The sequence below is a fragment of the Rhodoblastus sp. genome, from assembly GCF_041915505.1.
In the GTDB taxonomy this organism is placed as follows: domain Bacteria; phylum Pseudomonadota; class Alphaproteobacteria; order Rhizobiales; family Beijerinckiaceae; genus Rhodoblastus.
In genome coordinates this window covers 1-11,480 of the sequence record NZ_JAYSBG010000085.1, presented here as the reverse complement: position 1 = coordinate 11,480, position 11,480 = coordinate 1, and the positions used below count along the sequence as shown (strand labels likewise).

At 65.8% G+C, this 11,480-nt stretch carries 9 protein-coding genes; 5 read left to right on the top strand and 4 right to left on the bottom strand.

What is annotated here, in order from left to right:
• Together ACE3S9_RS07640 and ACE3S9_RS07635 are read right to left on the bottom strand one after the other, a co-directional pair.
• A partial coding sequence (locus ACE3S9_RS07640) for a VOC family protein (protein ID WP_374545849.1) occupies positions 1-625 on the bottom strand: 625 nt, incomplete at its 3' end.
• A gap of 416 nt (positions 626-1,041) precedes the next feature.
• Positions 1,042-1,680 carry a class I SAM-dependent methyltransferase gene (locus tag ACE3S9_RS07635; protein ID WP_374545848.1) on the bottom strand — a complete coding sequence of 213 codons (639 nt, stop codon included), beginning with the start codon at positions 1,678-1,680 and terminating at the stop codon, positions 1,042-1,044.
• Between the two features lie 92 nt (positions 1,681-1,772).
• On the opposite strand from ACE3S9_RS07635, the gene ACE3S9_RS07630 reads away from it, so the two are divergent.
• Positions 1,773-3,287 (top strand): class I adenylate-forming enzyme family protein, encoded by a 1,515-nt coding sequence (locus ACE3S9_RS07630; RefSeq protein ID WP_374545847.1) that lies wholly within the window; start codon positions 1,773-1,775, stop codon positions 3,285-3,287.
• On the opposite strand, the gene ACE3S9_RS07625 is transcribed toward ACE3S9_RS07630, so the two are convergent.
• Positions 3,278-3,727: an Rrf2 family transcriptional regulator gene (locus ACE3S9_RS07625; protein WP_374545846.1), complete on the bottom strand. Its 450-nt coding sequence runs from the start codon at positions 3,725-3,727 to the stop codon at positions 3,278-3,280. The two genes, ACE3S9_RS07630 and ACE3S9_RS07625, sit on opposite strands and share 10 nt — an antisense overlap.
• 128 nt (positions 3,728-3,855) lie before the next feature.
• On the opposite strand from ACE3S9_RS07625, the gene ACE3S9_RS07620 reads away from it, so the two are divergent.
• Both ACE3S9_RS07620 and ACE3S9_RS07615 read left to right on the top strand, forming a co-directional pair.
• Complete coding sequence (locus ACE3S9_RS07620) at positions 3,856-5,154, top strand: AmpG family muropeptide MFS transporter (protein WP_374545845.1); 1,299 nt, start codon at positions 3,856-3,858, stop codon at positions 5,152-5,154.
• 101 nt (positions 5,155-5,255) lie between these two features.
• Positions 5,256-6,902 (top strand): alpha-D-glucose phosphate-specific phosphoglucomutase, encoded by a 1,647-nt coding sequence (locus tag ACE3S9_RS07615; RefSeq protein ID WP_374545844.1) that lies wholly within the window; start codon positions 5,256-5,258, stop codon positions 6,900-6,902.
• 63 nt (positions 6,903-6,965) lie between these two features.
• Here the strand turns inward: ACE3S9_RS07615 and ACE3S9_RS07610 are convergent, their stop codons facing one another.
• Positions 6,966-8,489, bottom strand: coding sequence for a hypothetical protein (locus tag ACE3S9_RS07610; protein WP_374545843.1), 1,524 nt, complete (start codon positions 8,487-8,489; stop codon positions 6,966-6,968).
• 228 nt (positions 8,490-8,717) lie between these two features.
• Here ACE3S9_RS07610 and nadA point away from each other — a divergent pair, with 228 nt between their 5' ends.
• Positions 8,718-9,812, top strand: coding sequence for a quinolinate synthase NadA (gene nadA / locus ACE3S9_RS07605; RefSeq protein ID WP_374545842.1), 1,095 nt, complete (start codon positions 8,718-8,720; stop codon positions 9,810-9,812).
• Between the two features lie 54 nt (positions 9,813-9,866).
• Positions 9,867-11,420 (top strand): L-aspartate oxidase, encoded by a 1,554-nt coding sequence (locus ACE3S9_RS07600; RefSeq protein WP_374545841.1) that lies wholly within the window; start codon positions 9,867-9,869, stop codon positions 11,418-11,420.
• Positions 11,421-11,480: the final 60 nt, after the last annotated feature.

The following is an 11,480-nucleotide window of genomic DNA, read 5'->3' as shown; positions in this document are numbered from 1 at the left end:
TCGGCTCGGGATATTTCACGAAGGCGATGTCATGCGCCTTCATGCCGCAAGTGAGCCAGATCGCCAGCAGGCCGTCGGGCATGTCCACCCGCTCGGCGCAGCGGAAGTCGAGCACGCGGGTGAAGAAGTCGAGATTCTTTTCGATGTCCGGGCCATAAAGCAGCGCGTGATCGAAACGGCGGGCGCGCATGCCATGCGGTTCGACTTCCCACACGGTCGGATTATGAATGAGCGGATGCGGCTCCGACATCTCGGACTGGGCGTAAAGCTCGATGCGATGCCCCGAGGCGATGGTGAAACCGATGCGGCGGCCTGATCCGGGCTGTTCGCCGGCGGGAACGTGATCGACCGGAAAGCCATAATCCTCGACGCGTTTGGCGAAACGATCGAGGTCGGCGTCTTCGAGACATTTGAAGGCGGTGATGTCGACGCCCGCCTCGCCGGCGCGACGCAGCACAATCGAATGATGGTCGAATTCATCGGCCGCCTTGAGATAGACGCGGCCGTCGGGGCCTTCGCAGACCTGATGAAAGCCGATGCGCTTGGTGTAATGCTCGATCGCCGCCGGCATGTCCAGCACGCGGATCTGGATGAAGCCAGGCCGCAAAACGCCGCTTAAAGCCATTTTTTCCTCCTCATGATCTGGCCATTCGGCCATTTTTCCCGGCGCCTTGATCGGTTCGCCGCGAATTCGCACCATCTTTCCCTTGCTGCGAAGGCTTCGCCTCCCGTCTGCAAATCAGGCGCGGCGCAAACGCGATCCTTCACCCCGCCGCGAAAGCGGGAATGTGGCGAAAGCGCCGATTTCGATCGGCTTATGAACGGACTTGCCTTGGCCCGCCGCATCGCGCGGACGGAACAATCCTCTCCCCGATCCGCCCGTTAAGGCGACAAAATCGCATATCAGCGATATATTTTCATTTTATCGATATTATAGGCACGCCGCGAAGGATCGAATTGATTTGCATCAAAACACGCAAAAAAATGCGGCGGCGCATAGAGCGCCGCCGCGAAAACCCTGATCGAACGATTGCGGCCGGTCTATCGGCGCGGGCGCAGGCGGATCATTTTCAGCACGTCGCTGCGGATGAACTTTTCCTCGATCACTTCGAGCCCGGCCTGATCGAAATATTTCTCCGTGGTCGGCGTATAGGTGGCGGCGAACGTCCCGTTCAGCCAGGCCGACATCAGCTTCTGCCGGGCGCGCACCAGCGAACGCGGCGACAGCCGGTAATCGACGATCCGGATTTCGCCGTCCGGCTTGCACACGCGGCGCAGTTCGGACAGAGCGGCAGCCTGCTCATGATCCTCGATGCAAGCAAAGACGAAAGTGGCGACAATGCCGTCGAAGGTCCGGTCCTGCCAGTCGAGCCGGGTCAGGTCCGAACAACGCAGTTCGACCTCCAGGCCCATTTTTTCCGCCCGCGTCCGCGCGCGCTCCAGCATGGCGGCGCTGGCGTCGCAGCCGGAGGCCTTCACGCCCGCCGGGTAAGCGATGAAATTGCAGCCGGTCCCGCAACCCGCATCCAGAATGGCGCCCTGAAGCCCCTCGAACATGCGACGGCGCAGGGCGCGCTTCCAGCCGATTTCATAAGGCGCGTCGAGCAGGTCGTAGACCGAGGCGATGCGCTCATAGGTCTTGCGGGCGTTCAGGCTTTCGACTTGCATCGCTTGGGACATAGGCGTTCCTTTCCGTCGGGCGCGGCTGGATCAGGTCTACGGGCCTATGAAAATCAGGTGACAGGACGATGAAGGTCTGATTGTTTCCCGCCATGTCCGCCCCCTTCAATCTCGCCGCTCATTGCCTCGCCGCGAACGCCGCGCGCCGCCCGGACAAGACCGCTCTGATCCTCACCGACGGCGCCGACGAAAACCGGCTGAGCTACAGCGAACTGGACCTCGCCGTGCGGCGCCTCGCCGCCGGCCTGTCCTCGCTCGGCCTCGCGCCGGGATCACGCTTGATGATCCGGCGCGGCAACGATCTCGGCTATGCCCTGAGTTTCTTCGCCTGCATCGCCGCCGGCCTGATCGCTTTGCCCTCCTCCGCGCAGCTCACCGAAGAGGAGGCGGATTTCCTGGTCGCGGATTCCGGCGCCCAGGCGGTCATTTGTTCAAGCGGCCTCACCGCCCACGGCGCTCGACGGATCGACGACGACGAATTCGCGAGGCTGGCCGCCTTCCCGCCGCGCGATTATGCCGCTACCGCGCCCGACGACCCGGCCTATCTGATCTATACCTCCGGCACCGCGAGCCGGCCCAAGGGCGTACTGCACGCCCAGCGCGTCATTCTCGGCCGCGCGCCCATGTTCGATCATTGGCTGGGCCTGGCCGAAGACGACGTCATGCTCCACGCCGGGGCGATCAACTGGACCTATACGCTCGGCGTCGGCCTGATGGACCCTTTCGCGAAAGGCGCCACCGCCATTCTTTATAATGGACCCGCCGATCCGGGCGTATGGCCGGCGCTGATCGCCCGGTTCGGCGCCACTTTGTTCGCCGCCGTGCCCGGAATCTACCGCCAGATGCTGCGCCAGCCCTCCTGCACGGCGGACAATCTGGCAAGCCTGCGCCACGGCCTCACCGCCGGCGAAGCGCTCGCGCCTGCGCTACTGGCGCAATTCCACGAGCGCTGCGGCAAGCCGCTCTATGAAGCGCTGGGGATGAGCGAAATCTCGACCTATATTTCCAGCGGCCCGACCGTTCCCACCCTCCCGGGCTCGCCGGGCAAGCCGCAACCCGGCCGCCGCGTGGCGATCCTGCCGCTGGAAGGCGGCGAGACGCCGCTGCCGCCCGGCGAAAGCGGCCTGATCGCGGTCCATCGCTCCGACCCCGGCCTGATGCTGGGCTATTGGCGCCGGCCCGAAGCGGACAAGGACGTTTATCGCGGCGAATGGTTTGTCGGCGGCGATGTCGCGGAACTGGACGCGGAGGGCTATGTCTGGCTGCACGGCCGCGCCGACGACCTGATGAACGCGCAGGGCTATCGCGTCTCGCCCGCCGAGGTCGAAGCGGTCTTGAGTCATGCGCCCGGCGTAGCGGATGTCGCCGTGGCGGAGCGCAAGGCGCGCGCGGATGTCTCTTTGATCTGCGCCTTCATCGTCGCCGCGCCCGGCGCCGTCTTGGACGAAGCCGCCCTGAAGCGCCATTGCGCCGACCATCTGGCGGCCTACAAGAACCCGAAGCATTATGTCTTCGTCGCCACGCTGCCGCGCACCAAAAATGGCAAGATCGCGCGGCGCCTGCTCCCCGAAATCTGGACGCCGGCCGACGACGCGGCTCAGATCTGATAGGACAGCGGCGATAGATCCGACGCCGCCAACGCGCGCATGTCCGCGAGCGTGTGATTGTCCAGCACTTCGGCGATGGCGTTGCGCGCCTTGACCATCACCAGCCGCACCGTGCAGACCTTCTCATCCGCGCAATCGTCGCAGGAGCGATAGGCCGTGACGCTGGCGCATTGGATCGGCGCCAGAGGCCCGTCGAGCACGCGCACGATCTGGCCCACGGTGATCTGCGCAGCCGGACGCGCCAGGGCATAGCCGCCGCCCTTGCCCTTTTTCGAGAACACCAGCCCGGCATTGCGCAATTCCGAGAGAATCTGATCGAGGAATTTCTTCGGGATATTATTGGTATCGGCCATGTCCTGCACCTGAGCCAGCGCGCCCGGCGCCAGGCCCGAAAGATGAACCATCGCCTTCAGCCCGTATTTCCCCTTGTTGGTCAGCATTTCCGTTCCCGTGATCTCGCGCCGATTCCCGCAAAATAGCAGCAAATTCGTCTAAAACCCATAAAGACGATCGAAAAAGGCGCCCTGCCTTTTCGCTTTTGCCCCCTATCCGTGGCATAGTCGGGCCCATGCAGGCCGAATCGCAGCGTCCCTCCAAGCTCCGCTTTTTCCTCGACCGGAAACTCGCCCTGATGCTGGCGCTGGGCTTTTCCTCAGGCCTGCCGTTCCTGCTGGTCTTCTCCACCCAATCGGCCTGGCTGCGCGAAGTCGGCGTGTCCAAGGAGCATATCGGGCTGATGAGCTGGGTGGCTCTGGCCTATTCCTTCAAATTCCTCTGGGCGCCGCTGCTCGACCGCTATGACGCGCCGCTGCTCGGACGCTGGCTCGGTCGGCGGCGCGGCTGGATGGCGCTGACGCAGGTCGGCGTCGCCCTCTGCCTCGCGGCAATGGCTTTCGGCGATCCGGCCAACAACCTGCCCTATACGATCGTGTTCGCCTTCGCGCTCGGCTTCTGCGCCGCGACGCAAGACATCATCATCGACGGCTGGCGCATCGCGATCGCCCCGCCGGAACAGCAGGGCGAAATGTCGGCGGCGAGTCAGGTCGGCTATAAATTCGCGATTCTCTGCGCCGGCGCCGGCGCGCTTTATCTCGCCCAATTCGTCAGTTGGCGCGCCGCCTATCTGGCCATGGCCTGCCTGATGATCGTGGGCCTCGGCGCCAGCGTGCTCGCGCCCGAGCCCAAGGCCCATATCGTCGTACGCCCCGGCGGCCATCTCGACGCGCTGGCCGCTTATGCCGATCCGCTGCGGGATTTTTTCAGCCGCAATGGCCGCTTCGCCTTGCTGTTTCTTGCCTTGCTGGCGATCTACCGCCTGCCGGATTTCGTCTCCGGCGTCATGGCCAACCCACTCTATATCGACCTCGGCTTTTCCAAGGCCGAGATCGCCAATGTCACCAAACTCTTCGGCTTTTGGGTCGGACTCGGCGGCATTTTCGCGGGCGGAATCGCCGTCACCCGGTTCGGGTTGATGCCCTCGCTGCTGATCGGCGGCATCGCCGCCAGCGCGTCGCATCTCAGCCTTGCGGCGCTCGCCGCGACCGGAGCCGATATCAAGATGCTGACGCTTGCGGTTTGCGTCGAGAATTTCGCCGGCGGCTTCGCCGGCACGGCGCTGATCGCCTTCATGTCCTCGCTCACCTCGCCGCTCTACGCCGCCGCGCAATATGCCCTGCTCTCCTCGCTCTACGCGTTGCCCGGCAAGATTCTCGGCGGATTTTCGGGCTTCGCGGTCGCCGCCTTCGGCTATCCGGCCTTTTTCGTCGCCACCTCCTGCATCGGCATTCCCGTCGCCTTGATCTGCCTCGCGGTCTGGCGGGTCCAGGCGCGGCAGGCCGCCAGCGAACAACAGCCCGAGCCCGCCTGACGCTCCGCCGAAAGCCGCGCTGGCGCCAAATCGCCTGAAATGGCAAGACGTTGCGCCGGTTCGCCCTTCAGACCCCCAGACCTGTTTCGGACCCCCGCCGCATGACCGTTTCGCTCAGCCCCGTCCAGACCATCGCCACCAAGCCTTTCGCCGACCAGCGCCCCGGCACGTCCGGCCTGCGCAAGAAGACGAAAGTGTTCCAACAGCCGCATTATCTGGCCAATTTCGTCCAGTCGATCTTCGCCTCGCTGGAAGGTTTCGAGGGCAAGACGCTGGTGGTCGGCGGCGATGGCCGCTTCTTCAACCGCGAGGCCATCCAGATCGTCATTAAAATGGCGGCGGCCAATGGCTTTGGCGAAATCCTGGTCGGACGCGGCGGCATTTTGTCCACCCCGGCGGCCTCGGCGCTGATCCGCGCGGAAAAAGCCTTTGGCGGAATCGTCCTGTCGGCGAGCCATAATCCCGGCGGCCCGGACGAGGATTTCGGCATCAAATATAATATTTCCAACGGCGGCCCCGCCCCGGAAAAGATCACCGAGGCGATCTTCGCCCATAGCAAAACCATCGAGAGCTACAAAATCGTCGAGGCGCCGGATGTCGATCTCGACGCGCTCGGCGAGACCCAGGTCGGCCGCGCCAAAGTTCGGATCGTCGATCCGGTCGCGGTCTATCTGAAGCTGATGGAAAGCCTGTTCGACTTCCCGGCCATCAAGCAAATGTTCGGCGCCGGCTTCACGCTGAAATTCGACGCCATGAGCGCCGTGACCGGCCCTTACGCCAAAGCGATCTTCGAGGAAGCGCTGGGCGCCGCGCCGGGCAGCGTGGTCAATGCCGAGCCCCTGCCGGATTTCGGCGGCCATCACCCGGACCCCAATCTGGTCCACGCCAAACATCTTTACGATCTCGCCATGTCGGCAAAAGCGCCCGATCTCTGCGCGGCTTCGGATGGCGACGGCGACCGCAATCTCGTGATCGGGCGCGGGCAATTCGTGACGCCTTCGGATTCGCTGGCGATCATCGCCGCCAATGCGCATCTCGCGCCCGGCTACAAAAGCGGGATCGCCGGGGTGGCGCGCTCGATGCCGACCAGCCGCGCCGCCGACCGCGTCGCCGAAAAGCTGGGCGTCGGCATCTATGAAACCCCCACCGGCTGGAAATTCTTCGGCAATCTGCTCGACGCGGGCAAGGTCACGATCTGCGGCGAGGAAAGCGCGGGGGCCGGCTCCAACCATGTCCGCGAGAAGGACGGCCTCTGGGCGGTGCTGATGTGGCTGAACATTCTCGCCGCGCGCAAGCAAAGCGTGAAGGACATCGTGCGCGCCCATTGGGCGGACTACGGCCGTAACTATTATTCCCGCCACGATTACGAGGGCGTCGCCAGCGAAAGCGCCGACGCCCTGATCGCCGGCCTGCGCGCCAGCCTGCCGGCGCTGCCGGGCCAGAGCCTCGGCGCTCTGACCATCGCGGCGGCCGATGATTTCGCCTATCACGATCCGGTCGACGGCTCGGTGTCAAAACAGCAGGGCGTCAGAATCCTGTTCGCGGACGGCTCGCGCATCGTCTATCGGCTCTCCGGCACCGGCACCTCCGGCGCCACTTTGCGCGTCTATATCGAGCGTTTTGAGCCCGATCTGGCCAAGCACGATCTGGAAACCCAGGCGGCGCTGGCCAAACTGATCGCGGCCGCGGAAAAGATCGCCGATATCCGCCGCCATACCGGCCGCGACGAGCCGAGCGTCATTACGTGAGACCTTTTCCCTGATCGCGACGCGATCAAGGCCCCCTCGCATCGGCTCAGCGTCGCTTGAGCCCTAACGGCGCGCGTAAATGGTGGCGATCTCGTCGCGATAGACGAGGCGCCAGCCGGGCAAGGACGCCAGCGTCGCATTGGCCGGCATGACGCTGGGGAGAAAAGTCCAGCCGATCGCCGGATCGGCCAGCAGAGCCGCGAGCTTGTCCGGCTTGCGGCCGACGAGCGCCATCGCCAGGTCGTAATGCATCGGCCCGTAAAGCTCGGCGCGGCCGTCGACATAGGTCGGCACGCCCCGGTCGATCAGGAAGCCGCCGAACTGGTCGTCATTCAGGACGTGTCCCGTCACGCCGGCCGCCCGCGCCGCGTCGAGCGCGGCCGTAGGCGCGATTTCCTCGGGCAAGGTCACTGGTCCGCGCATCGCCGCCATGCCCGCCATGATCGCGAGCAAAGCCGCGACCGCGACGGCAAGCGGAACGATTTTTTCGCGCGGGAGACGGACAACGCCGCCCAAAGCCGCGACCGGCGCGCCGAGCAGCAGCGCGATCAGCATCAGGCCGAGCGTCTCCTGCCGCACATGGGCGAGCATGGAATGAAGCAGCGCCAGCAGCAGCGCGACGCGCGGCGCCGGCAGGCGCAGCCCGCTCAGCAGGGCCGCGCCCAAGCCGAGCAGCAAGATGAATTCGAAATGGCCGAAGCCCGCGAAATTCTGGGGCCGCCATTCCGAGATCAGGCTCATGGCCGGGCCGAGCTCCAGAACGTCGCGGGCGGCGGTGATCACGCCCCAGCCGTAGGGATGGACCAGAGCGGCCAAACCGCAGGCCAAAGCGAAAGCCAGCCAGCGCAAGGCGAGCGGCCAGCGCGGCGCGGTCGTTCGCGCCAGCGCCTCCCAGGCGAAGCAAGGCAGCAGGATGAAGCCGAACAGGAAAGAGCCGTGCAGATCGGCCCAGAGCGCGACTAGCAAGGCCGCCGGCCAGCGCGGGGCGCGGCCCTGTTCGGCGGCGTCGAGCAGAAGCGCGGCAAAGGCCGCCGTGACCGGCCAGGCGAGCACATGCGGCCGCGCCACCAGATGATAATTGCCGGCCAGAGCCAATGCGAGCGTGGCGGCGAGGGCGAACAGCGCGCCGGCGCGGCGCTCCACCGTGGCGAAGACAATGGCGTAAGCGAGGCTGGCGGCGGCGGTCGCCAGCAGTGCGGCGCCCGTCCATCCGCCCAAGGCGAAAGCCAGGGCGTAGAGAACCTGCGACAGCCATTCCTTGGCGATCCAGGGCTGGCCGGTCATGGTCCAGGAATAGCTGTCGACCGTCGGGACATGGCCCGACGCCAGCATGTCCCGGCCGGTGCGGATGTGCCAGAGCATGTCGGGATCGGCCATCAGGCTCGGCAGGCTGGGCAGCAGCAGCGCGAAAAAACCCAGGCCGGCCAGAGCCGCGAGGCTAAGATCGGCGGGCGGCGCGGCGGCGAGCGGCGGCAAGGCCAGCCATCGCCCCAGGGCGCTCGCCGGGGCGCGGGCCTCCTTGTCGAGGCCTTCCTGGTCGAGGCCATCCCGGTCGCGGGCGGCGCGAAAAAATTCCGACGAAGTCATCCGACGAGGATCCCGAAATTGGCGCGCGCAGCCTAGAGGGAAAAGGTTGACGGAATGAGTCGCGGCGCCCAGATCAGCTGAAAGAACCGAGGCGAATCGGCCTTGCCTTTATACTCAGAATGAGTATATGTAGGAAGTATGAACAGGAGAGCATCCTGAAGAGCCGTTTAGACGGCCTTTTTATCGGTTCATGTTATGCTCAAGTTGAGCATAACGGGGGTAAACGTCATGCAGGCAGCATCGTCTCTTCAACCTTTGGCGGCTTTCGCGACCCAGCCGGCGACCGCCGCGCCGAGCCCGGCCGCGCTGCGCCATGGCGTGCTCCCCATGCCGAGCCTCGCCTGGACGCCAGAGGTGGAGCGCGAGACCGCGCATCTCTATGAAAAGGTCAAATCGATCATCCCGCCGATCGAATGGCCGTTTCACGCGCCTTATGTGAAGGCGATCAACGAGCTGAAAAAACAGCGCAATGCGGTTATTCTGGCGCATAATTACCAGACGCCGGAAATCTATAATTGCGTCGCCGACGTGGTCGGGGATTCGCTGCAGCTCGCCCGCCTCGCCGGCCAGTCCGACGCCGATGTGATCGTGCAGGGCGGCGTGCATTTCATGGCCGAGACCTCGAAACTGCTCAGCCCGGACAAGACCGTGCTGATCCCGGATTCGCGCGCCGGCTGCTCGCTCGCCGCCTCCATCACCGGGGCCGACGTGCGGGCGCTCCGCCGCAAATATCCCGGCGTTCCGGTGGTCGCCTATGTCAATACTTCCGCCGATGTGAAGGCCGAGGTCGACATTTGCTGCACCTCCTCCAATGCCGTGAAGGTGGTCGAAAGCCTCGGCGTCGACACGGTCATCATGGTCCCGGACCGTTTCCTGGCCGCCAATGTCGCGCGCCAGACCAAGGTCAAGATCATCGCCTGGCATGGCGCCTGCGAGGTGCACGAGCGCTTCACGGCGGAGGAACTGCTGCGCTATCGCGAGGACGATCCGTCGATCCAGCTGATCGCCCATCCCGAATGCCCGCCGGAAGTGGTGGACGTGTGCGATTTCTCGGGCTCGACCGCGGCCATGATCGACTATGTCAAGACCAACAGGCCGAAACGGGTGCTGCTGGTGACCGAATGTTCCATGGCCGATAATGTCGCGGCTGAAAATCCGGGCGTCGATTTCGTGCGCCCCTGCAATCTCTGCCCGCATATGAAGCGGATCACGCTGCCGAAAATTCTCGACAGCCTGGTCCATATGCGCGAGGAAGTGACCATTGACCCGATCCTCGCCCAGCGCGCCCGTCGTTCGGTCGAACGGATGATCAACCTGAAGTGAGAGGGTCTTCCCTCTCCTTCCGGGCGAGGAAGGAAGCCTGACAGGAAGCCTGAAATGTCTCAGCCTGACATTCTGATCGTCGGCGGCGGACTGGCCGGCCTGTTCTGTGCGCTGAAACTGGCGCCGAGGCGGGTCGCCATTCTCGCCGCCGCGCCGGTCGGCGAAGGCGCCTCCTCGGTCTGGGCCCAGGGCGGCGTCGCCGCGGCCGTGCTGGAAGGCGACAGCCCCGAGCTTCACGCCGCCGACACCGAAGCCGCCGGCGCCGGCATTGTCGACCGGGCGGTCGCTTTGTCAGTCGCCCGCGAGGCCCGCGCCCGCATCGACGATCTGCTTCGCTTCGGCGCGCCCTTCGACCATGACGATGCCGGCCGTCTCGCGCCCTCGCGCGAGGCCGCCCATTCCGCCCGCCGCATCGTGCGGGTCAAGGGCGACGGCGCCGGCGCGGCCATCATGCAGGCCTTGATCGCGCAGGTGCGCCGCACGCCCTCGATCGCGATCCATGAAAATGTCGTGGCCGAAGAGCTGATCGTCCAGTCGGGCCGGGTCGCCGGCGTGCTGGCCCGCGACGCTTCCGGCGCCCTGCGCGCCTTTACCGCCCGCGCCACCGTGCTGGCCTGCGGCGGCATTGGCGCGCTTTACGCCCTCACCACCAATCCGCCCCAGGCCAATGGCGCGGCTCTGGCCTTCGCCGCCCGCGCTGGCGCGCGCATCGCCGACGCCGAATTCGTCCAGTTCCACCCGACCGCCATCGACATCGGCCGCGACCCCGCCCCGCTGGCGACCGAGGCTTTGCGCGGCGAAGGCGCCGTTCTGGTCGATCGCGCCGGCAAACGCTTCATGCCGGCTCTGCACAAGGACGCCGAACTTGCCCCGCGCGACATTGTGGCGCGCGGCGTGTTCGCGGAAATCGCCGCCGGACGCGGCGCCTTTCTCGACGCGACCCGGGCGGTCGGCGAGAAATTCGCCGAGAAATTCCCCAATGTCGCGGCGTCCTGCCTCTCGGCGGGAATCGATCCGGCGCGCCAGCCGATCCCGATCGCGCCGGCCGAACATTATCACATGGGCGGGATCTGGACCGACGCGCGCGGCCGCGCGTCCCTCCCCGGCCTGTGGGCGGCGGGCGAAGTCGCCTCGACCGGCTTGCACGGCGCCAATCGGCTCGCCTCGAACTCCCTGCTCGAAGCGGTGGTGTTCGCCGACCGCGTCGCTCGCGACATAGCCGAAACCCTGCCCGCTCTGCCCGCCCCGGCGCCGGTCGCGCCAAGCGAAAAGCCTGCGCGGCCCGATCCCGAGGGCGCGGCGGAAATCCGCGCCGTCATGGCCCGCCATGTCGGCGTGCTGCGCGACGCCGCCGGCCTGCGCGAGGCCCTGCGCGCCCTTCACGCCCTGCGCGAACAGGCTCTGGCCGAGGGCTCGACGGATCTACGCAACCGCGCCGAAGCCGCATTGCTCATCGCCGCCAGCGCCTATAAGCGGCGCGAAAGCCGCGGCGGCCATTTCCGCACCGATTTCCCGCAGGCCGACCCGGCGCAGGCCCATCCCTCCTCCATCACCTTGGACGAAGCCCTGACGCTGGCGCGCCGCATCGCTTTGTCCGAGGCCGCATGATACTGCCCGAGCTCAATCCCCATCTCGTAGAGGAAGCCGTAAGCGCCGCTTTGGCCGAGG